Source organism: Desulfitispora alkaliphila, assembly GCF_050433185.1.
GTDB lineage: Bacteria > Bacillota > Desulfitisporia > Desulfitisporales > Desulfitisporaceae > Desulfitispora > Desulfitispora alkaliphila.
Genome location: NZ_JBNPXS010000019.1, coordinates 1 through 23,020, shown reverse-complemented (window position 1 = coordinate 23,020; position 23,020 = coordinate 1). Strand labels below are relative to the sequence as shown.

The window sequence follows — 23,020 nt, the reverse complement described above, 5'->3', positions numbered from 1 at the left end:
ATGTTGGCCAACATTTATAGTAACGAGTGGAGTGTTTTCAAAAGATATTATAGTAAACTTTTTTTTATAGTTATGGGATTATCATTTTTTATTGCAGCCTCTGGATACTGGTGGTTAATACAAAATCCAGAACAGACGGAAAAAGCTATGCAGGATTTAATGACGATGTTTCAACAACTAGGCGTATCTCCGGATATTTCTGCGCTGGAGATGTTTAAGATAATTTTAATGCAAAATCTTCGCGCTGCTTTATTAACAGTTGCATTAGGGTTAATACCCTTAGTAGTTTTACCGCTGTTAAGTCCTGTAGTTACAAGCGGTACAGTTAGTGCATTATCCGCATTTATGCATATTAACAATGAACCTGTATTAAATACCTTATTGTTTGGAATAGCCCCTCACGGCATAATAGAACTGCCTGCTCTTTTTTTTTTTTTTTTTTTTTTTTTTTAAGCAGCAGTGTGGGAATTTTCTTGAGCTTGACTATACTAAAGAATATCTTCTCTAGGGGCTCATATGATATGGGAGTAGGCGATGCAATTAGACAGGCTGGTAAAACCTTCATCTTCGTCATCGCTCCGCTGATACTTGTTGCTGCAGTTATTGAGAGTTTTGTTACTCCACTATTAGCTACTATCTTTATTATGTAAAATAAGGGGGTATTTACTTGGGAAAATTAGTTGCTATAACAGGTGCTGGAATCTCAAAAGCAAGTGGTATTCCCACTTTTGAGGATATGGGTACTGATATTAGAGATAAACTTACGCGCGATTATTTCGAATCGTACCCTGAGGATTTCTATTCAGGACTATTGCCTTTAAAGCGTGCTATTGATACCGCTGAACCAAATGGAGCTCACTTGGCACTTGCAGAAAGGAAGGTGCCAGTTATAACCATGAATATCGATGGGCTGCACACAAAAGCAGGAAGCAAGGATGTGTTGGAGGTTCATGGAAATCTTGATTTTTTCTATTGTGGTGAATGTGATAATAGGTATGATTATACGGAACTTGAAAACTCCATATATTGCAAGGAATGCTCTAATCTCATACAGCCTAATGTAGTATTGTACGGCGATACTATTAGGAGTTACTTTCCGGCTCTTGACTTAGTTGGTGCAGCAGATCATGTATTAGTGGTGGGAACGTCTTTTTACACATCAACTGTTAATGACTTTGTCTATCGAGCTCAAGCGGCAGGTAATCAAATAACTATAATTAACGAAAATGCTGAAGAAAAAGTAGCACAGTTTTTGTCTAATTTCTTTTCCTAATTAATAGATATAAGAATAGTGAAACCACTTTCCTGATATAGGAGGGAGTTAAATGAGTAAGCTCAGAACTATTCTTATATGCATTTGTATTTTATTCTTTGGAGCGTTAGTATTAAACAATAATTTGGACAGAGTTTTTGTAAATCAACAAACTATAAAATCTAGCACAGTTAAAGAGAAAATTAAAGACTTATGGGAGTTATCCACTGTCCAATATGTCTATACTAATGTTGTGGTTTTTGAAGATAAGTGGGAATTTGCGGGTACATCACTTCCATTTACAGGAAAGAGCTTTTTGATTAAATATACTGGCTATATTAAGGCAGGCGTTAATCTTGATAATGTGGAAATTGAAATTTTGGATTCCGATAGCATAAGCATTACCGTTAGCCAAGCCCAAATAATAGCTAATGTTATTAATGAAGAGGAAGTCTACATCTATGATGAGAGATCTTCTTTATTTAATCGCTTGAGTATTAGTGATTTATACAGTATCCTTCCAGCTGAAAAGGAAGCCATGGAAGCAGAGGTTGTAGAGCAGGGATTTTTAGAAGATGCCAATGAAAAGGCCAAATTATTATTGGAGGGACTTCTCAATAGCATGGGTTTCAATCAGGTTGTTATTACTTTTAAATAATTTAAGGGTAGCATATATAAAAAGCTATTACTCTTCTGTTCCGGTGTATACTAGTAATATATTCTTTTATAAAAGTAAAAAATAAAAAATGACTTTTCATTTTTTAAAGGACTTAATATTTGTTATGTTGAATATAAGATTGTTGTAAAACTTTGTGATATTGGCTATCTAAAGTTAGGAGGATTATTGTATTATGAGAACTATAGGTACACAGGTGCGTGGTATAAGGGCACCTATTGTTAAAAATGGAGACGATATTGTAGATGTTGTTGTTACTTCTCTTCAGAAGTCATGGGAGGCAGAAGGATTTCAGCTCAAAGAAAAAGACGTAGTTGGTATAACTGAGTCATTAGTAGCTAGAGCTCAAGGTAACTATGTTACTGTGGATGAGATTGTGACTGATCTAAAAAATAGGTTTCAGGGATGTGGAGAGATAGGTGTAGTTTTTCCTATTTTAAGTAGAAATAGATTTTCGATTATACTTAAAGCAATCAGTAAAGCTTTTGATAAGGTCTATCTCCAGCTGAGTTATCCAGCTGATGAAGTTGGTAACCACCTTATGGATGTAGATAAAATGGATGAATTAAATATTAACCCATATACTGACTCACTTTCAGAAAAAGAGTACAGAAAACTCTTTGGACAAGAGGTCAAACACCCATTTACAGGTGTAGACTATGTGAAAGAATACAAAGAAGTTGGCAATGATGACAATATCGAGATTGTACTTTCCAATGACCCTACAACAATTTTAAACTACACACAAAATATACTGGTAGCCGACGTTCACACTAGGTACAGAACTGAAAAAGTACTCAAAAAAAATCGAGCTAACAAGGTGTTGCGTTTAGACGGTATATGTACTGAGGCTACTGCTGACAATACAGGATATAACCCAGAATACGGATTATTGGGTTCAAATAAAGCTACAGGGGATAGTATAAAGTTATTTCCCCGCCACGGGAAAGAGTATGTAGATAAAATTCAAATGAAAATTAAAGGGTTGACAGGAAAAAACATTGAGGTTTTAATATACGGAGACGGAGCATTCAAAGATCCTGTAGGTAAAATATGGGAGTTAGCTGATCCTGTAGTCTCCCCAGCCTATACCGATGGACTTGAGGGAACACCCAATGAACTTAAACTTAAGTATTTAGTCGATAATAACTTAACAGAAGTTGATGTTGAGCAGATAGATCATCATGCTAAAGAATTTATCAAAAAAAAGGATAATAATTTAATAGGTAAAATGGAAGCACAAGGAACTACTCCCCGTCAATTGACTGATTTGCTAGGTAGTCTGTGCGACTTAACAAGTGGAAGTGGTGATAAGGGAACCCCTATCATATTAATTCAGGGTTATTTTGATAACTTTGCCACAGATTAAGTAAAATGAACTAGCTCTTTTTCTAAAAAAGAGCTAGTTTTTTGTTTTTAGTTATTCTTTTTTTTCATAAGGGTATATTAATAATATGAATAGAAAAATGACCTGTTTATATTTACTGCCTCCTTCTCAAGGAGGTATAAAAGACCACGTAATAACGCTTATAAAGGGACTAGATAAAAATAAATACAGGGCTATTGTTGTTGCACCACCCAGCAAAGAGCTTGAACAAGCTCTGTTGATATTTGAGCATTCTTTCATTCCACTAGGTTGGGATAATAAAACACTAAATAAAATAAAACTTATTAAAAGGATAAGTAAAATAATCAACAGCTACCAAGTTGATATAATGCATACCCATGGATATAAAATAGATATTATAGGTAAAGCTGCTTTGCATCTTAGCAACAAACAAGTAAAGGTTATAACTACTTTACATAACTTCTATCCAAAAAAATTTAATAATCCAATAGTTAGGTTTGGAATGGATTTATTATATAGAAGAAGTGACCATATCATAACCGTATCAAATGCCCTAAAAAATCATATTAATTTAAAAAGGAAGGAAAAAGTATCTGTTATATATAATGGAGTTGATGTAAACCAGAGTTTAAGTCCTAATGAGCGCTATTCTGTTAGTGAAAAAAGAGCAAAAATCATTGGTACAGTGGCCAGGCTTTCTAGTGAAAAGGGAATTGATATACTGATAAGGGCCTTTTCTCAACTTAAACATAAATTTAGTTATTTAGAGCTTATTATAGTTGGATCAGGACCTCGCGAAGAGGCTCTAAGGCAACTTGTAAAGTCACTAAATCTAACTGAATCTATCTACTTTACTGGTTGGCAGCAAGAAACAACAAAATGTCTAGAAAAGATAGATATTTTTGTGATGCCTTCAAGAAGTGAAGGTCTATCCATAGCTACTATAGAAGCTATGATGGCTAAAAAGCCAATTGTGGCAACAAATACAGGAGGCTTGGTTGAATTAATAGACCATAGAGAAACAGGAATTTTGGTAGAACCAAATAATGTGGAACAACTAGGAGAAGGTATCGAACAGTTGCTTGTGGATAGTGATTTGCGCGGTAAAACTAGCATAAATGCTCAATCCAAAGCAGTTGATAGATTTACTAGTGAACTGATGGTTGCAAATACTAAGAGAATATATGAAAAGGTCATGAAGAAGGTGAATTTATGAAATTAAAGCTAACAGTTCTGATAATGTTCATGTTCACTACCCTTTTTCTGTGTCAGGGACAAGTTTCAGCAGTTCAGGCAGAAGAAAAAAGAGCAGTTATATTAATCGTTGATGAATTGACCCATCAGGTAATTGCAAATACAAATTTAATGGAAACTGGGTCTTATGGATTACTGAATACAGCAACCGGAGGGAGACGCACTAGAAATAATGCTTTTTTGACTATAGGATTAGGCAGAGGGGCTACCGGTGGAAATAATAGTGGATTAGCATTTAATTCTTGGGAGAAGTATACAACTTCCTCAGCTCATGAATTATATCAAAAATGGATTGACCACAGCCCCCCTGGCGTAAATATATTCCACTTGGGCATTAACCAAATCAAAGCTGAAAACAATTTCTTGGAGAAAACATTAGGGGATATACTAACAACAAATGGGATTGAAGCATATGTATATGGAAATGCAGATTTTAACACCATAGATCGAAGTATAGCCAATGTAGTTATCAGTTCTAATGGTACAACCAAGGGAAATATTTCTGCGGACCTCTACACTGAAATCAACGGGATTAGAAGAACTAATCTAGAAAAGTTATGGAATCAGGTGGAGTATCCTATAAATAGTTTAACTGTTGTTCAAATTAGCGACTTATTATATCTTAATGATAAGAAGGCTTTTCTAAGTAAACATAAATTTAATGAATTTCGGAATGAATTTATTGTTGATTTAGAACGGTATGTTGAATTTTTAAAGAATAATATTTTAGATAGCTCAAATGACTTATTGATTGTTACAGCAGCTGTTCCTGAAACCGGAGAAGCATCTCGAAGAAATTTTATGACGCCTATTTTAATTTGGGGTAGTGATTTTACAGAAGGTGGAATAATAACTTCCCCTACTACAAAAAGAGAGGGGATAGTAACTCTATCTGATATTGCACCTACTATTTTAAGTCATTTTTCTCTTGAGAATGAAATGGTCGGCAGAATAATAACAGCCATTTCTACAGTGGAACCTGAAAAAACATTTGGTCAAGTTACAGCTTTAAATGAACAATTAATATTCATTTATAACACTAGACCACCTGTTATTAAGACGTATGTCTTTGGACAGATTATTGTAGTATTACTATTTTTAGTAACGCTAATACGTGGATTTAAGGGCAAATGGATTAAATATATGTACGGATTGTTAATGGGACTTTTGTCCATGCCTTTAGTCTTTCTGCTAGCTGCTCCATTTTCAGTAAATCCTATTCTTTTTTGGGTAATGTTATTTTTACTTATTGCCCTTCTGGTGCTCTCGGCTTTTTATTTAGAAGTGAGAAAAAAATTAGCAGGCATTCTAATGCTAACAACAATTACTGTAATTGCATTGATGGGAGATTTGTTGTCAGGTAACTATCTTATCAAACAGTCACTGTTAGGTTACGATGCCATTGCAGGTGCTAGATACTATGGAGTTGGCAATGAATATATGGGAGTGTTAATAGGTTCAACTATAATTTCTTCAGGGTTACTAGTATACTTTTTTCCTAATTTAAATAAGTACTTCATTGTAGGTGCATTAGTATTTATAAGCGCCATTATTGGACACCCTAGTTATGGAACTAATGTGGGTGGTGCTGTAACCTCTGTTTTTGGATTTGGATTGTTCTCTTTTTTATTATTAGGAGTCCAGTTAACAGCAACTAAATTTGCCGCTATAGGGGGAATAGGCCTTTTGGCATTGGTAGTTCTCTTTAACTACGATTTAGCTCGCTCTGTAGAAACGCAATCACATATTGGCAGAACTGCCACCATGATTAAAAATGAAGGAATAAGTGAACTGTTCCACATAGCTATGAGGAAATGGTCCATGAATATAAAGTTAATAAAATACACAAATTGGACACGAGTCTTTCTCGTGTTTGTAATAAGTCTCATTTTCTTGAGTTATAATAATAAAAGCTATTTGTCGAGAATCATGAATAAGTACCCAGAAATTAAAATCTCTGTAAGCTGTATATTTGCCGCATCTTTGGCTACATTGCTCTTAAACGACTCTGGTATAGTAGCAGCGGCTACTATGATGATATATGGTGGTATACCAGCATTTTACTTGTGTTTAAGAGAGTTTTCCTCTTAAAAATGATTGACAAACAAATAAATTATGCTAAAATTTTATTTGGCAGTTTAACATCCATAGAAGGAGGAATGATAATTGAACTCATTGGGTCGTCAGGTGATAGCAGAGATTTATGGTTGTAAGTTTGAAATTCTAAATGATCTTAAAAAGGTAGAAGAGATTATGGTGAATGCAGCATTAGAAGCTGGTGCTGAAGTGAGGGAATTTGTTTTTCATAAGTTTAGTCCTCAAGGTGTCAGTGGAGTAGTAGTTATCTCTGAATCGCATTTGGCAATTCATACTTGGCCAGAACTTGGTTATGCAGCAGTTGATGTGTTTACTTGTGGAGATAAAGTAGATCCTTGGAATGCTTGTAATTACTTGACTACAAACTTTCAAGCAGGACATATGACAGCGAACGAAGTGAAAAGAGGTATGATTGAGCAATCCTCAAAAGAGGCTGTAAACCTTTAGGAGGGATTTTTATTATAGGGTATTATAAAAAATCAAAAGGATAATTTGAGCCTTGCAATACGATAGAGTGTGTTGTAAGGCTTATTTAATTACACGGGACAAGATTACTTTGTAAATAGATAGAGGAAAATAAGCATATATATCGAAATAAGTACAAGTTGCAACAAATATTTAGGGGGATAACTATGGAACAAAGGGCTATTGATAGGCTTAGACCTCAAATAAGCCAGATACAGACGAAGATTAATGACGAAATGAAATATAACGGCAAAGATATAGTTGATTTTTTTAATTATAGAGCTTTTGAAGACTGTATCCCAACTGCACTATTATTGGCTTTTGCTTACAATGATACTGGAGAAGAACTGGAAGAAAACTTGGCCGAATTAGCTTCAGTAGTACATCTGATTGGAATGTCTACTAATGTACACGACGATGTTACTGAAGATTCCAATAGTGCTGGACAAATTTTAGTTGGAGATTTATTATATGGAAAGTTCTATTTAGCTCTTTGCAATGCCAACTATCTAGAATTTTTAAAGCCCTTAGGAGAGATTATTTGCGATATTCATCAAGCTAAAATTGACAAATTGCGTGGGAAAGGTAACTGCTTGGACGAAGACATTTTAATAAAGGAATATGGAAACTTTATTTCTATATGTTGTAAGTTAGGTGCTCATTGGGGTGGTTTAAATCATAAAGATCAGCTCAGGGCAGAAGAAATAGGTCTAAACATTGGAGTTTATATCCAAGCTAAAAAATCTGAATATTCTTTCCCAGAATTAGATAAATATTTACTTAATGCCAAACAGTTAATACAACAATTAAATAGCATTGAAATAAGGGATAATATAACTGCAATTATAGATTTTTTGACAATAAATAAATTGGGAAGTGGTAACATTGTCTAAAAATAAATTTTTAGTGTTTTTAGAAATGATTAAGTTTGAACACACTATTTTTGCTCTACCTTTTGCTTATTTAGGCGCATTTATGGCAGTTGGTGGATTGCCACCAGTTGATAAATTATTTTGGATAACCGTAGCCATGGTAGGTGCTAGAACAGCTGCTATGGCTTTAAATCGCTTAATTGACAGACATATTGACAAACTAAACCCCAGGACTGCTCAAAGGGCTATTCCCAGTGGTGCAATTTCTACTATAGAAGTATGGGCATACACCATAATTTCTTTTGCAGTACTCTTTTTAGCAGCGACTATGCTCAATCCACTCTGTGTTAAGTTAATGCCAATTGCAGTATTTGTTTTAGTAATATATTCCTATATGAAGCGCATCTCTTGGACATGCCACATAGTACTTGGAATTGCTATCGGTCTAGCACCATTAGGGAGTTGGGTTGCAATTACTGGGAAAATCAACTTACCCGGTGTTATATTAGCTATTGCTGTGGCGAGTTGGGTTGCAGGGTTTGACATTATATACTCCTGTCAAGACTGGGAGTTTGATAAAGAAAATAAATTACACTCCATTCCAGTAGAATTTGGTTTAGAAAAAGCCTTAATTATTTCAAAATTATTTCACATTATTGCTCCTGCTATGTTTGTTATAATTGGTTTGATAATGAATTTTGGTATTATTTATTATGTAGGGGTATTAATTGCCATTTCACTGTTACTGTATGAACACAGTTTAGTACGCCCTAATGATTTAACGAAAATTGATATGGCTTTCTTCAATATGAACGGCTACCTAAGCGTAGTTATGTTTGTATTTACTCTAATTGATTTGATAATTAAATGAGGTGATTTCATATGATGGATTTGTTTAGTAATTCTGAATTAGCCGGTATCGCAAAAAAAGTTGTAGCAGGTCAGCGATTAACTAAGGAAGATGGTATTAAGCTAATGAACTCCAACGATTTGCTTGCCATTGGCCAAATGGCTGATTATGTGCGACAAAAGAAAAATGGAAACAAAGCCTACTTTATTCATAATCGACATATTAACCATACCAACATTTGTGTCAATGAGTGCAAATTTTGCGCTTTTGGCGTGGATGAGAAACATGAAACTGCCTACCTAATGACCTTAGATGAAATTGAAGCTCGAGCAAAAGAGGTAGTTGATACTCGTGTTTCGGAGGTTCACATTGTAGGAGGGTTACACCCTGACTTGTCCTTTGACTTTTATTTAGAAATGTTGCGACTAGTTAAAGCAATCTTACCAAATACTCATATTCAAGCATTTACTGCAGTAGAGATTGCTTATTTTGCCAAGCAACTGGAGACTACCTATGAAGATGTCCTTAAACAACTTCGCAGTGCAGGTCTAGGTTCTCTACCAGGTGGGGGAGCTGAGGTGTTCTCTCCTAGAGTGCGGGAGCAGTTGTGCCATAAGAAAATAAGTGGCGAAGAATGGCTAAAGGTAATGGAGTCTGTTCACAAAATTGGTATGAGAAGTAACGCTACCATGCTATATGGACATATAGAAACTGCAGAAGAGCGAATTGATCATCTTCTTAAACTGCGAGAATTACAAGACAGAACAGGGGGATTTATGACATTTATACCTCTGGCATTTCACCCCAAAAATACAGGTCTAGAGGACAAGGGAATCTTAAAAACTACAGGATTTGAAGACCTTAAAATGTTAGCTGTGTCCAGACTAATGCTGGACAACTTTGATCATATTAAAGCCTTCTGGATTATGGTTGGTCCTAAGTTGGCGCAAATTTCATTGAGCTTCGGAGTAGATGATATTGATGGAACTGTTATTGAGGAAAAAATAACTCATGCAGCAGGTGCTGAAACTGGACAGGGCATGACCAAGCGAGAAATCCTCAACTTAATTAGAAAAGCTGGAAAAGTTCCAGTAGAAAGGGATACTCTTTACAATGTTATCCAGGAGGATTTTCATGAGTCATAAAGTTGTTCTTGGAAAGGTTGATTATCTTAACTGTTTTCCAATTTATTATCCTATAGAACAAGATATTATCTCTACTCCCTGTGAGATTAAAAAAGGGCCACCATCCTTACTCAATAGGGAATTTATTTCAGATGCAATTAATATCACTCCAATTTCTTCAATAGAATACGCACGTAATTGGAATATTTGCAAGGTTGTGCCTAACTTATCCATTAGTGCTGAGGGAACTGTAATGAGCATCTTGCTATTTAGTAAAGTTGACTTTAAAGAGCTACAGGGAAAGAGTATTGCCGTAACAACATCATCAGCTACATCTGTTGTATTATTGAAGATACTCATGCAGGAGGCCTTGGGGGTTGAAGCCACCTATATGCCTGAAAAGCCAGATTTAGATGAAATGCTCACAAATCATGATGCGGCTCTTTTAATAGGAGATGATGCTCTTAAGGGTAAAGTGCTGTCAAATCAGTACCATATCTTGGACTTAGGTGAACTTTGGTATCGGTTTACAGGTTTTCCTATGGTATATGCTCTGTGGGTGGTTAAAGAAAGTATGAGTACGAGTTTATCAGAAAAGTTTTCTGCTACTATTACTGGGTTAGAGCAGGCGAAACAGTGGCAGCTGGAGCAAAAAGAGTTCTTAATTAAAACCGCAGAATCCAACTATCCTTTTGAAGAAAAAATTATTAGAGACTATTATAGTACTATTCAATATGATCTCGGGAACAGGCATATTGAAGGATTAAAATTATTTTATTACTATGCAAGCAAAATAGGGATTTTAGATAAAAGATATGATCTAAATTTTTGGAGTGATTAGATATGAACTGTAACGACATCTATCAAAAAGCCCTCTCTGGTGCTCGACTCAGCTTAGAAGAAGGTGTATTCCTATTAGAAAATGGAGAGTTATTGACTCTAGGGCAAATTGCTAATGTGAGAAAACAAAGAGTTCATAAGGAAAAAATAATCACCTTTGTAATTGACCGAAACATTAACTATACAAATGTCTGTACGGTAAAATGCAAGTTTTGTGCATTTTACCGAAATCAAGGGGAGAACGATGCTTATATTCTTACAGACAAGGAATTATTTCATAAAATAGATGAAACTATTGCTCAGGGGGGGACTCAACTTCTAATCCAAGGTGGACTCCACCCTGAACTGGGACTTAATTATTATGCAAGCCTATTAAAAAAAATAAAGGCTAAGTATCAGATCCATATTCATTCCTTTTCACCACCAGAAATTAAACATATGGCTCTTATGGCTAATCGACCTGTTAAGGAAATTTTACTTCATTTAAAAGCAGCTGGACTTGACTCTATTCCCGGTGGTGGAGCTGAAATTTTAGTTGATAGGGTTCGAGAGAAAATTAGTCAAGATAAGATTTCCGCTGACTCTTGGCTTAATATAATGAAATCTGCTCATCAAGTAGGATTTAAAACTACAGCTACTATGATGTTTGGCAGTATAGAAACTTTATCTGAGAGAGTAGAACATCTGATTAAAATACGTGATATACAGGATGAAACACAAGGATTTACAGCATTTATTCCCTGGAGCTTTCAGCCCAATAATACTTATCTAGGAGGAGTTGCCGCAACATCGGTAGAATACTTGAAAATGGTTGCTATTTCTCGCATACTGTTAGATAATGTACCTAATATTCAAGCCTCATGGGTAACACAAGGGTCTAAAGTAGCTCAAACAGCCATGTTTTTTGGTGCTAATGACTTTGGTGGAACCATGTTGGAAGAAAACGTCGTTCGAGCAGCTGGTGTAACAAATAATGTTTTGATAGATGAAATAATTAACTCAATAAGAATTGCAGGCTTTCAGCCCGCTCAGAGAAATACCTTTTATAATATATTAAAAAGATTTTAGTATTAAAGAAGCAGGTGGCACAAAATGAAATCGTGGGTAGTATTTGCAGAAGTGAAAAATGATTTAAAATTAGTAGAAGAAGAGTTAGAACAACAGGTATGTGCCAGTGATGACTTCTTAACTGAAACTTCTTCTCATTTATTAAAAGCAGGGGGCAAACGATTGAGACCTGCTTTTGCGCTATTAGCTGGTAAGTTTTATAATTATAACCTAGAACGTATGATGCCACTAGCAGTGGCATTAGAAATGATTCATATGGCTACATTAGTTCACGACGATGTGGTAGATACTTCCCTCACCCGAAGGGGAATTCCTACAGTAAAGGCCAAGTGGGGAAATAAAATATCAATCCATACTGGAGACTTTCTCCTAGCCCGTTCCCTAGTGCTAGTATCAAATTATAGTGATCCGCGCATTTCTAAAACTCTAGCTAAGGTGAGCGTAAAAATGTGTCAAGGAGAAATACAGCAAATTATATCAGCCTATGATGCAGATCAAACAATTAGAGATTATTTTTATCGAATAAACAGAAAAACGGCCCTTTTAATTTCAGCTAGTTGTAAACTAGGCTCAATAGTTAGTGGCGCCCCTACCAGTACTGTCAATGCCCTAAGTCGTTACGCCCATAATTTAGGAATGGCTTTTCAGATTACTGATGATATATTGGATTTAACAGCAAAGAATACTAAATTCGGAAAACAAGTTGGCAGTGACCTGCGCCAAGGCATTATTACCTTGCCAATTATCTGTGCTCTACAAAATTCCCCCAAAGATCTTGAATTTCGGGAACTTATAGCTAAGAAAAATAAGACAGATGTTGAAATACAGCAGGCCATTGGATTTATAAAGGACAATAAAGGGATAGAATATGCTAATGAAATAAGCTTTAAGTTTTTAGAAAAAGCAAAGAACAATTTACTCCATTTACCAGACACTAAAGCTAAAAAGGCTTTTAATTATATTGCTGAACAAATAGGAAAACGACAATTTTAATGATACCCTATAGCAAAGGAAATGATAGCATGACAAAAGTATACCCTATGCACTCAAAACTAGAAAACAAGCCCTGCGTGGTAGTGGGTGGAGGGGAAGTTGCAGAGAGAAAGATCAAAAAACTTGTCAGTGCTGGTGCCAAAGTAACGGTGATTAGTCCTGATATAACTACAGAAATAGAGATTCTCAGATCTAAGGGGAAATTGAAAGTACTAAAGCGACCCTACGCTTATGGAGATATGAGCAATTTTTTCTTAGCCATCTGTGCTACTGACATCAAGGAAGTAAACCAAGAAGCTGCCAGAGAATGTGATCAACACAATATTCTGGTTAATGTTGTAGATGACCCAGATATGTCTAGCTTCATTGTACCATCCGCCTTACACCGAGGAGACTTGACTATCAGTATTACAACAGGAGGGGCAAGCCCTGGGCTAGCTCGAAAAATCAAAAAAGATTTAGAGCTAAATTATGGGCCTGAATATGAAGAATACATTAATATCCTTAAGATGGTAAGAGTAAGAGTTATGAGCGAATGTAACGATCCTAGCATTAGAAAAATGATTTTTAGAGAAGTTTTGGAACTCGGTGTTTTAGAATTAATTGAAGCAGGTAATTATACACTGGCAAAGGAGAGAGTTAACAAATGTTTATCGTTGTTGTAGGTCTAAATCACAAAACTGCTCCCGTCGAAATAAGGGAAGGACTTGCTTTTTCTTCTAGGACAATCGAAACAGCCCTAGGTGACTTGCACTCATCACAGGATATATACGGCTGTGCAATTCTCTCCACATGCAATCGTACAGAGTTTTATGCAGCTGTTACTGATGTAGATGCAGGTCTAAAAGCTGTATACAATTTTATTGATAACTACTTGGAAGAAGACATTGCAGATATTAAGCATTACCTGTATACACCCACCTGTGAAAATGCAATCAGGCACTTGTTTAGAGTGGCAGCAGGTTTGGATTCAATGGTATTAGGTGAAACTCAAATATTGGGACAAGTAAAAGAAGCTTACCAACTTGCATGTGAGCATAAAGTGAGTAATAATGTGCTTAATACTCTATTCCAAAATGCTATTACTGTTGGGAAGAGAGTACGAACAGAAACTGCTATTGACAAGACCCCTGTTTCAATTAGCTATACAGCTGTGGAATTAGCAAAACAACTATTTGGAGACTTAACAGGTTTTTCAACTTTGATTATCGGTGCAGGAGAAATGAGTGAGCTTACCGCAAAACATTTAGTAGCAAACGGAGTTAGTTCTGTATTAGTATCAAACCGCTCCTACGACAGAGCAGTAGAGTTAGCTCATGAATTTGGTGGTAATGCAGTTCGCTTTGATGAGCTTTTTGAGCATATGAAAAATGCTGATATAATTATTAGTTGTACTGCTTCACCCAAATATATTATTGATAAAGAGAAAGTGGAAGAAGTAATGTTAGGAGAAAGAAAGGGCAAAAAGCTCTTCATGATAGATATTGCTGTTCCTAGGGACATTCACCCTGATGTGGGTAAGATTGATGGTGTAAGTTTATATGATATAGACAGCCTGCAAAATGTAGTAGACAACAATTTAGCTGAACGAAAAGAAGCCGCTAAAAATGCTGAAATTATTATTGAAGATGAGCTTAGCCAGTTTCTTAAGTGGGTTAATTCATTATTTGTTGTTCCTACGATTGTGGCTCTGAAAGAAAAAGGCGAACAAATTAAGAAAACTGAAATGCAAAAGGCTTTTAATAAATTTGGAACTCTTACAGAAAGAGAAAAAAATATAATTGGTGCACTATCTAATTCCATTGTCAATCAATTATTACATGACCCTATAGTAAACCTAAAGGAGTACGCCGATACTAGTCAAGGTCATTTGTACACTGAGATTATGCAAAACCTTCACGGTTTAGATGTTAAGGGACAGAAGAATAAAAACTAAAAGGAGGAGCGTATGTCTAAAAAAGTTATTATAGGCACAAGAGATAGCAACCTAGCTATGTGGCAAACAAAGTGGGTTAAGAAAAAACTAGAGGAAGCACATCCACATTTAGATATTGAAGTAAAGCCAATAAAAACTCAAGGTGATAAAATTTTAGATGTAGCATTGTCTAAGATAGGAGATAAGGGTCTTTTTACTAAAGAGCTTGAAGTGGCAATGCTCGATAACACTATCGACTTTGCTGTACACAGTATGAAAGATTTACCTACCGTGCTACCAGATGGGTTAGTGGTTTCAGCAATTACTGAGAGACATGACCCTAGAGATGTTGTTATCTCAAAAACTGGAGTTAAGCTAAAAGATTTACCTGAGGGTGCTGTGATTGGTACTAGTAGTTTGCGAAGACAATCTCAAATAAACAACCAACGACCTGATTTTAAAATTAAAGATATAAGGGGAAATTTAAACACTAGAATGAGAAAACTGGAAGAGGGTAATTACGATGCCATTATTCTAGCTGCAGCAGGAGTAGAGCGTCTGGATTGGGCAAGTAAAATTACTGAAAAATTAGATATTGATAAATTTTTGCCAGCAGTAGGCCAAGGTGCCCTAGGGATAGAAGCAAGGGCAGGGGATGATTTTATAAGTGAAGTAGTTTCTGTATTAAATGATCGTGACACTTCTCTGGCTGTTAGAGCTGAACGAGCAATGCTGAAAACCCTTGAAGGTGGCTGCCAGATACCCATTGGAGCTCATGCATATATTGATAATGATCAAATTGTATTATCAGGTTTTGTGGGAAGTGTTGATGGCAAAGAGCTAATCCGAGAATCAAAAAGGGGACCAGTAGCTTCTCCAGAAGAATTGGGCATAGCATTAGCTGAAAGCTTAATAGCATCAGGAGCATTAGATATATTAAGACAAATTAGAAATTAATGGACTAGAAAGGGGAATAACATGGGAACGGGAATGGTTTATTTAGTAGGTGCTGGACCTGGAGATCCGGGCTTAATAACTGTTAAGGGATTAGAAGCTATAAAAAAGGCAGAAGTTATTATTTATGATAGATTGGCAAATAGGCGATTACTACAGCATGCAAGTGAAGATGTGGAGCTAATATATGTAGGTAAATCGCCCGATAGACATACATTAACTCAAACTGAGATTAACCAAGCAATAGTAGATAAGGCTAAAGAAAACAAGATAGTGACAAGGCTAAAAGGTGGCGATCCATTTGTTTTTGGCCGGGGTGGTGAAGAAGCAGAAGTCTTACTGGAAAACGATATTAAATTTGAAATAGTTCCTGGGATAACTTCAGCTATATCTGTTCCAGCTTATGCTGGTATCCCTGTAACCCATAGAGACTTTACATCGTCTTTTGCAGTAATTACAGGAAATGAAGACCCTAATAAAGAAGATTCTAGTATAGATTGGAGCAAAATAGCTACTGCACATGGCACTTTAGTATTTTTGATGGGTATGTCTAATCTTCCCAAAATAGTAGAAAAGTTAACAGCAAATGGTCGTAGCAGTGACACTCCGGTTGCTTTAGTTAGATGGGGAACTAGACCAGAACAGGAAACATTAACTGGAACTTTAGAAGATATTGTACAAAAAAGTAAAGAGAATAAATTTAAGAACCCAGCTATCATAATTGTTGGAAAAGTTGTCCAGCTACGTGAAAAACTGAAGTGGTTTGAGGATAAGCCACTATTTGGACAAAGAGTTGTTGTCACTAGATCTAGAAATCAAGCAAGTGATCTAGCAAAGCGAATTGAAGATTTAGGGGGAGAACCCTTTGAATTTCCTACCATTAAGATTGAAGAGCCTGATTATGAACAATTGGATAAGGCACTTGATCAAATTCAAGAATATAAATGGATTGTATTCACCAGCGTCAATGGAGTAAAGTACTTCTTTAAGCGAATGGCTTTCAAGGGAATTGACATTCGTTCTTTATACCAGGCAAAAATTTGTGCTGTTGGACCAAAGACTATGGAACTTTTAACTGAGAGAGGAATAATCGCCGATTATATTCCAGGAGAATATAAAGCAGAGATCATTATAGAGGGATTAAAGAATAAAATTAATTCAGGGGATAAGATCTTGCTACCTAGAGCTGATATAGCCAGGAAGATTTTACCAGAAGCATTAAGTGAGTTAGGAGCCGTTGTAGACGATGTAGTTGCATATAAAAATGCACTCAACGATACTTCTGCCCACCATTTAAAGGAGCTTTTGGAAAACGGAGATATTACAGTATTAACATTTACCAGCTCTTCTACTGTAAAGAACTTTATCAGTATGCTAAATGTCAGCGGAAATGAACTAAAAGAACTTTTAAACGGAGTTAAGGTAGCATCTATAGGACCTATTACATCCTCAACAGCTAAAGAGCTAGGGGTAAATGTAGATATTGAAGCTAAGGAATATACAATAGATGGACTTGTAGAAGCAGTCCGCTCTATTACAAATGATTAGAGAATAACTGTGTTCTGGAAAGGTGGAGGCTTATATGATTAGTATTACTAAATTTTTGCTGGGAACTAGTAATTTTGGGGATACCCTGCGCTATAAAAAAGGAGCAAAGAATACAGTACATGGTACCAGCGACGGTTATGGGCCTGTGGTTGCTTGGAATATGACCAGAACTTGCAATTTAAAGTGTAGGCACTGTTACATGAATTCTGAAAACAAACAATACGAAGGAGAATTAACTCATCAAGAGGCGTTAAAGTTTATTGATGACCTTTGTGCGTTTAAGGTACCTGTTTTGCTATTCTCCGGCGGGGAACCTTTGATAAGAGAAGATTTTTTCCACTTAGCTGAACACGCTGCTAAACACAATATCAGGCCTACTGTATCTACAAACGGTACTTTAATAACCCGAAAAGTAGCCCAAAAACTTAAGGAAATAGGTGTAGGCTATGTGGGTATAAGCTTAGATGGTCTCAGGGAAGCTAATGACAAGTTTAGAGGTAAAGAAGGTGCTTTTGATGCAGCGCTTCAAGGAATTGAAAATTGTGTTGCTGTGGGGCAACGCGTAGGACTACGCTTTACAATTAATAAGCACAATTACAATGACCTGGATCAGATTTTTGATTTAATTGAAGAGCATAATATCAATAGAGTTTGCTTCTATCACCTAGTTTATTCTGGGAGAGGTAGTGAGATGATAAAAGAGGATATCTCCCATGAAGAGAGTAGGAAAGCTATGGATACAATAATGGAAAGAACTATGGATTTCCATCGCCGAGGGCTTGAAAAAGAAATCTTAACGGTGGATAATCACGCTGATTCCATTTATCTATACATGAAGCTAAAGGAGATAGATCCTAAGAGAGCAGAAGAAGTTTATGAGTTGATGCAGATTAATGGAGGTAATAGATCTGGAATAGCCTTTGCAAATGTGGACAGCTTGGGCAATGTTCATCCTGATCAATTTACCCAAAACCATACTTTTGGCAATGTGAAGGAAACGCCATTTAGTGAAATATGGACTAACATGTCCCACCCTATACTGGCAGGTCTAAAAAATAGAAAGCCTTTATTAAAAGGACGCTGTTCTAAATGTAGCTGGCTTCACGTCTGTAATGGTAACTTTAGAGCTAGAGCAGAAGCTGTTACAGGAGACTTCTGGGAATCAGATCCAGCATGCTATTTAAGTGATAGCGAAATTGGTCTATAAACAAGAATACAAGAGAGGTGTTTTTTGTGTACTTTCCCCAGTACCGACCGCGAAGACTGCGAGCTAACAGCACTTTTAGAAACATGATCGCAGAGACAAAGTTAGATACAAATGATTTAGTATATCCCCTTTTTGTTGTAGAGGGAGAGGATATTAAAAGAGAAGTTAAATCCATGCCTGGGGTCTACCAACTGTCACTTGAGCACTTGGTGAAAGAGGTAGAGGAAGTCTACAGTATGGGAATAAAAGCAGTACTTCTCTTCGGGATTCCCGAGCATAAAGATGCAGTTGGCACAGGTGCATATAGTGACGATGGTATCGTGCAGTTGGCAGTAAAGAAAATCAAAGAAAAAAGGCCAGAAATTACTGTAATAACTGATGTATGTCTATGTGAATTTACTGACCACGGTCATTGTGGGCTTGTGGGAAAGAATGGAGAAATATTAAATGACCCCACATTAGACCTGTTAGCCCAGACTGCTTTATCTCATGCTATGGCAGGAGCAGACATGGTAGCACCTTCGGATATGATGGACGGAAGAGTAAGGGCCATTAGAGATGTATTGGATGCCAACTCTTTTGAGCAGCTACCAATAATGGCTTACTCTGCTAAATATGCTTCTGCCTTCTACGGTCCCTTCAGGGATGCGGCCCAGTCGGCACCTCAGTTTGGCGACAGACGCACATATCAGATGGACAATGCTAACACATTGGAAGCAATAAGGGAAACTGAATTAGATATAGCAGAAGGTGCAGATATTGTAATGGTAAAGCCAGCTCTTTCGTATCTTGATATAATAAAGACTATCAAACAGGAATTCAATTACCCAGTAGCAGCCTATAATGTAAGTGGTGAATACTCCATGATTAAAGCAGCTGCTCAAAATGGATGGATTGATGAAGAAGCAGTGGTATTAGAGAAGATAACTAGTATGAGAAGAGCTGGTGCTGATATAATTATCACTTACCACGCAAAGACTATAGCAAATATTTTACAGAAATAGTTGCTAAATTTATGAGGTGTTGATCTATGATTATATCTTGGAATACTACAAATGCATGTAATATGTATTGCGATCACTGTTATAGGGATGCAGGAGCTAAGGCAGAAGAAGAGTTAAATACTGAAGAGGGAAAGGCCTTGCTGAACGAAATTGCTAAAGCAGGATTTAAGATAATGATTTTTAGCGGCGGCGAACCCTTTATGCGAGACGATATTTTTGAGCTAGTTGCCCATGCTACTAGTTTAGGCTTGCGACCAGTATTTGGTACCAACGGAACCATGATAACCCCTGAAGTAGCTCAAAAGCTAAAAGAAGTGGGCACTATGGGTGTGGGTATTAGTCTAGATAGTGTGGATCCGGAAAAACACGATAAACTTCGCTGCTATAAAGGCGCTTGGGAAGAGGCAGTTCAGGGAATGAAGAATTGTAAAGAAGCTGGCCTTCCCTTTCAAATACACACTACTGTAATGGATTGGAACTACAATGAAGTGGAAGCTCTAACCGATATGGCAGTTGAGTTAGGAGCAGTTGCGCATCACATCTTCTTTTTAGTACCCACTGGCCGAGCTGAAAATATCGAAGAGGAATCCCTAAGGGCTGAGCAATATGAACGGTTATTAGAACGAATTATGAAAAAGCAACAGGAAGTTGATATTGAATTAAAGCCCACCTGTGCACCCCAGTTTATGCGCATAGCAAAGCAAATGGGCCTTAACCTGCGATTTGGTAGGGGGTGCTTGGCTGGAACCTCTTACTGTATTATTGGTCCTAAAGGAAAAGTCCAACCATGTGCCTACATGGATCTGGAAATAGGAAATGTTAGAGAAACTCCATTTAGTGAAATTTGGGAAAACAATCCCGTCTTTAAGGAACTTCGAACAATGGCGTATAAAGGCGGTTGCGGTTCCTGTGGATATAAGAAATTATGCGGAGGCTGTAGAGCTAGAGCTGCTTTTTATAATGATGGTGACTATATGGCGGAGGAACCTTGGTGCTTATATCATGGGCGAAAGGGTGTATAAGAAAATGGATGAAATCAACAAAGAAATAATTAATATGATTCAGAAGGACTTTCCCATCCACAATAGGCCTTATAGTATTATTGGAGCTGAGATGGGAATAAGCGAAGAAGAAGTTATAAATAGAATTACAGATATGAAAGAGGCAGGATTAATTAGAAGAATGGGTGGAATTTTTGACTCTCGCAAGCTTGGCTACTATAGTACTTTATGCGCTGCTAAGGTGCCTGAAGATAAAATAGAAGAAGTGGCAGAAGCAATTAATTCCGTTCACGGTGTTACCCATAATTATTTGCGGGAACACTCTTATAATATGTGGTTTACGCTTATTGTCTCATCAAAGGAAAAATCAGAAAGAGTACTCCAAGAATTGAGGGAAAGTACAGCAGCTGAGAGTATTATCAGCTTGCCCTCTGAAAAGTTGTTTAAAATCAGTGTTAATTTTGATTTGAATGAGGTGTAAGCATGAATATAACAGAATTAGATAAAGATATTATTAGAAAACTACAAGGAGATTTGCCCTTAAGTCCTGAACCCTTTAAGGAAATAGCTCAGTCATTAGACATAAGTGAGGAAGAGCTATTAGAAAAGATTAGATTACTTAAAGAGCAGGGGATAATTCGCAGATTTGGTGCAGCCCTACGACATAGAGAAGCAGGTTATAAGGCTAACGCTATGGTAGTTTGGGAGGTAGAAGAGGAAAAAGCACTTGACATGGGTCAAAAAATGGCTCAATTTCCCGAGGTAACCCATTGCTATAAACGCAGAACTTATCCAGGCTGGCCCTATAATTTATTTACCATGGTTCACGGAACTACTAAAGAACAATGTTATCAAATAGCAGAAAGAATAAATGAAGCGGTAGACGCGAAAAATTACAAACTACTGTTTAGCACCAAAGAACTTAAGAAGACAAGTATGAAGTATTTTGTAGAATAATTCTTATAAGGGAGTGTTTAATGTCATGCATCATGGTTACCAAAAATCAGTTAATTTATTTGAAGATGCACAGAAAGTAATACCTGGTGGTGTAAACAGCCCTGTTAGAGCCTTTAAAGGAGTAGGTGGGGATCCTGTCTTTATTGACAGGGGAAAAGGTTCAAAAGTTTATGATGTAGACGGAAATGAATACGTTGACTATGTGGCGTCTTGGGGACCGTTAATATTAGGACACCTGCATCCATCTGCAGTAAAAGCTTTAGAGGATTGCCTACAGAAGGGAACTAGCTTCGGTGCTCCCACTGAATTGGAAACTGAGATGGCAGAACTATTAATAGATATTATGCCCTCTATAGAGATGGTTAGAATGGTCAACTCTGGCACAGAAGCAACTATGAGTGCACTGCGCCTGGCAAGAGGTTACACAAAGCGAAGTAAAATTGTCAAATTTGAGGGCTGTTATCACGGTCACGCTGATTCGCTACTAATTAAAGCTGGTTCTGGTGCATTAACTCTAGGTGAGCCTACAAGTCCCGGTGTACCTGAAAACATAGCCAACAATACAATAACAGCTTCTTATAATGACTTAGATATGGTTAAGAAGATATTTGAATTAGAGGGAGAGAATATTGCTGCAATAATATTAGAGCCTGTAGCTGGTAATATGGGTTGTATTCCACCCGAGCCCGGATTTCTAGAAGGACTACGGAAGCTTACTAACGACTACGGAAGCTTATTAATTTTCGATGAAGTAATGTGTGGCTTTAGAGTAGCCTTAGGAGGTGCTCAAGCCAGGTTTAATATACAACCTGATATCACCTGTTTAGGCAAAGTAATTGGTGGTGGACTTCCAGTAGGGGCATACGGCGGTACTAAAGAAATAATGGAATACATAGCTCCAGCAGGGCCTATCTATCAGGCGGGTACACTTTCTGGTAACCCACTAGCTATGTCTGTTGGAATTGCTACGCTTAAAGAACTGCAAAAACCAGGCGTTTATGAAGACTTAGAGCAAAAGACTGAAAAAATTGTCTCCGGCTTGAAGGATGCCGCTAAGGAAACTGGTTTGAATTGCAGCTTTAATCACATTGGCGCCATGTACTCAATCTTCTTTACTAAGGGTCCAGTAAATAGCTTTAAAGCGGTAACAAAATCAGATTTAGAAATGTTTAATAAGTTTTTCCACATGATGTTAAAAGAAGGCATATATCTAGCTCCTTCACAATTTGAAGCTTCATTTATGTCCACAGTTCACTCGGATCAAGATATTGAAAAGACTATAGCGGCAGCGAAAAAAGTATTTAAACTTCTTTAGTTTAGCGTTTAAATATGCGGAGGTTGGCCATACTATAGTTACACACTCACTTCTTCATCAAGACCTCCTTAAAAAAGAAGACCCGTTAATGACGGGTCTTCTTTTTTTCTGTGTTTAATAGCAGGAAATACCTATTTGAGACTTTTGCAAATTAATTAACCCTTGATATATAAGGTTTTCAATATCATAAAAAAGGACTTCACCCCAATGTGGAGAAATTTTCAAGTGACAAAACAAGAAAACCCACAAGGAGGGAAGTCACTTTGTATATTCTCCAAGA

24 protein-coding genes are annotated in these 23,020 nt (G+C 36.8%); all 24 read left to right on the top strand.

All coding sequences use genetic code 11. The features are described 5' to 3' along the window. The 24 genes from GGQ84_RS08410 (at position 1) to hemL (ending at position 22,740) form a co-directional block, all read left to right on the top strand. Positions 1-453, top strand: a complete 453-nt coding sequence (locus GGQ84_RS08410; protein ID WP_429161647.1) for a stage II sporulation protein M — start codon at positions 1-3, stop codon at positions 451-453. An 8-nt stretch (positions 454-461) separates the two neighbouring features. After that, positions 462-650 carry a hypothetical protein gene (locus GGQ84_RS08405; protein ID WP_429161645.1) on the top strand — a complete coding sequence of 63 codons (189 nt, stop codon included), beginning with the start codon at positions 462-464 and terminating at the stop codon, positions 648-650. Between the two features lie 17 nt (positions 651-667). Continuing rightward, on the top strand, positions 668-1,273 hold the full coding sequence (locus GGQ84_RS08400) for an SIR2 family NAD-dependent protein deacylase (protein ID WP_429161643.1): 606 nt from the start codon (positions 668-670) through the stop codon (positions 1,271-1,273). 52 nt (positions 1,274-1,325) lie between these two features. After that, positions 1,326-1,910 (top strand): DUF4230 domain-containing protein, encoded by a 585-nt coding sequence (locus GGQ84_RS08395; RefSeq protein ID WP_429161641.1) that lies wholly within the window; start codon positions 1,326-1,328, stop codon positions 1,908-1,910. Positions 1,911-2,100: 190 nt separating this feature from the next. Next, entirely contained in the window at positions 2,101-3,297 is a 1,197-nt protein-coding gene (locus GGQ84_RS08390) for a coenzyme F420-0:L-glutamate ligase (protein WP_429161696.1), read from the top strand. A gap of 85 nt (positions 3,298-3,382) precedes the next feature. Beyond that, positions 3,383-4,492 (top strand): glycosyltransferase family 4 protein, encoded by a 1,110-nt coding sequence (locus tag GGQ84_RS08385; protein WP_429161639.1) that lies wholly within the window; start codon positions 3,383-3,385, stop codon positions 4,490-4,492. Beyond that, positions 4,489-6,621: a hypothetical protein gene (locus GGQ84_RS08380; protein ID WP_429161637.1), complete on the top strand. Its 2,133-nt coding sequence runs from the start codon at positions 4,489-4,491 to the stop codon at positions 6,619-6,621. Before GGQ84_RS08385 ends, GGQ84_RS08380 begins: the two co-directional genes overlap by 4 nt. A 75-nt stretch (positions 6,622-6,696) precedes the next feature. After that, positions 6,697-7,074 carry an adenosylmethionine decarboxylase gene (gene speD / locus GGQ84_RS08375; RefSeq protein WP_429161635.1) on the top strand — a complete coding sequence of 126 codons (378 nt, stop codon included), beginning with the start codon at positions 6,697-6,699 and terminating at the stop codon, positions 7,072-7,074. Positions 7,075-7,259: 185 nt separating this feature from the next. Continuing rightward, positions 7,260-7,985 (top strand): polyprenyl synthetase family protein, encoded by a 726-nt coding sequence (locus GGQ84_RS08370; protein ID WP_429161633.1) that lies wholly within the window; start codon positions 7,260-7,262, stop codon positions 7,983-7,985. Continuing rightward, entirely contained in the window at positions 7,978-8,835 is an 858-nt protein-coding gene (locus tag GGQ84_RS08365) for a UbiA-like polyprenyltransferase (protein WP_429161631.1), read from the top strand. The genes GGQ84_RS08370 and GGQ84_RS08365 overlap by 8 nt, the downstream gene beginning before the upstream one ends. A gap of 11 nt (positions 8,836-8,846) precedes the next feature. Beyond that, the gene (gene mqnE, locus GGQ84_RS08360; protein WP_429161629.1) at positions 8,847-9,959 is read left to right on the top strand and encodes an aminofutalosine synthase MqnE; all 1,113 of its coding nucleotides are present in this window, start codon (positions 8,847-8,849) and stop codon (positions 9,957-9,959) included. Next, a complete protein-coding gene (locus tag GGQ84_RS08355; RefSeq protein ID WP_429161627.1) occupies positions 9,949-10,779 on the top strand; it encodes a menaquinone biosynthetic enzyme MqnA/MqnD family protein in 831 nt (276 codons plus the stop codon). Before mqnE ends, GGQ84_RS08355 begins: the two co-directional genes overlap by 11 nt. A gap of 2 nt (positions 10,780-10,781) precedes the next feature. Next, positions 10,782-11,846 carry a cyclic dehypoxanthinyl futalosine synthase gene (mqnC, locus tag GGQ84_RS08350; protein ID WP_429161625.1) on the top strand — a complete coding sequence of 355 codons (1,065 nt, stop codon included), beginning with the start codon at positions 10,782-10,784 and terminating at the stop codon, positions 11,844-11,846. 24 nt (positions 11,847-11,870) lie between these two features. After that, a complete protein-coding gene (locus GGQ84_RS08345) occupies positions 11,871-12,839 on the top strand; it encodes a polyprenyl synthetase family protein (protein WP_429161623.1) in 969 nt (322 codons plus the stop codon). A gap of 29 nt (positions 12,840-12,868) precedes the next feature. After that, positions 12,869-13,504 (top strand): precorrin-2 dehydrogenase/sirohydrochlorin ferrochelatase family protein, encoded by a 636-nt coding sequence (locus tag GGQ84_RS08340; protein WP_429161622.1) that lies wholly within the window; start codon positions 12,869-12,871, stop codon positions 13,502-13,504. After that, positions 13,486-14,775, top strand: a complete 1,290-nt coding sequence (hemA, locus tag GGQ84_RS08335) for a glutamyl-tRNA reductase (protein ID WP_429161620.1) — start codon at positions 13,486-13,488, stop codon at positions 14,773-14,775. Before GGQ84_RS08340 ends, hemA begins: the two co-directional genes overlap by 19 nt. 12 nt (positions 14,776-14,787) lie before the next feature. Beyond that, entirely contained in the window at positions 14,788-15,711 is a 924-nt protein-coding gene (gene hemC, locus GGQ84_RS08330; protein ID WP_429161618.1) for a hydroxymethylbilane synthase, read from the top strand. Positions 15,712-15,732: 21 nt separating this feature from the next. Then, a complete protein-coding gene (cobA, locus tag GGQ84_RS08325; RefSeq protein WP_429161617.1) occupies positions 15,733-17,256 on the top strand; it encodes a uroporphyrinogen-III C-methyltransferase in 1,524 nt (507 codons plus the stop codon). 34 nt (positions 17,257-17,290) lie between these two features. Further along, positions 17,291-18,463: a putative heme d1 biosynthesis radical SAM protein NirJ1 gene (nirJ1, locus tag GGQ84_RS08320; protein WP_429161615.1), complete on the top strand. Its 1,173-nt coding sequence runs from the start codon at positions 17,291-17,293 to the stop codon at positions 18,461-18,463. Between the two features lie 26 nt (positions 18,464-18,489). Then, the gene (hemB, locus tag GGQ84_RS08315; protein WP_429161613.1) at positions 18,490-19,467 is read left to right on the top strand and encodes a porphobilinogen synthase; all 978 of its coding nucleotides are present in this window, start codon (positions 18,490-18,492) and stop codon (positions 19,465-19,467) included. Between the two features lie 26 nt (positions 19,468-19,493). Continuing rightward, positions 19,494-20,489: a putative heme d1 biosynthesis radical SAM protein NirJ2 gene (gene nirJ2, locus GGQ84_RS08310; protein ID WP_429161611.1), complete on the top strand. Its 996-nt coding sequence runs from the start codon at positions 19,494-19,496 to the stop codon at positions 20,487-20,489. Positions 20,490-20,493: 4 nt separating this feature from the next. Beyond that, positions 20,494-20,949, top strand: a complete 456-nt coding sequence (ahbA, locus tag GGQ84_RS08305; RefSeq protein ID WP_429161610.1) for a siroheme decarboxylase subunit alpha — start codon at positions 20,494-20,496, stop codon at positions 20,947-20,949. Between the two features lie 2 nt (positions 20,950-20,951). Continuing rightward, the gene (gene ahbB, locus GGQ84_RS08300; protein WP_429161608.1) at positions 20,952-21,425 is read left to right on the top strand and encodes a siroheme decarboxylase subunit beta; all 474 of its coding nucleotides are present in this window, start codon (positions 20,952-20,954) and stop codon (positions 21,423-21,425) included. Positions 21,426-21,450: 25 nt separating this feature from the next. Next, a complete protein-coding gene (hemL, locus tag GGQ84_RS08295) occupies positions 21,451-22,740 on the top strand; it encodes a glutamate-1-semialdehyde 2,1-aminomutase (protein ID WP_429161606.1) in 1,290 nt (429 codons plus the stop codon). Positions 22,741-23,020 lie beyond the last annotated feature (280 nt).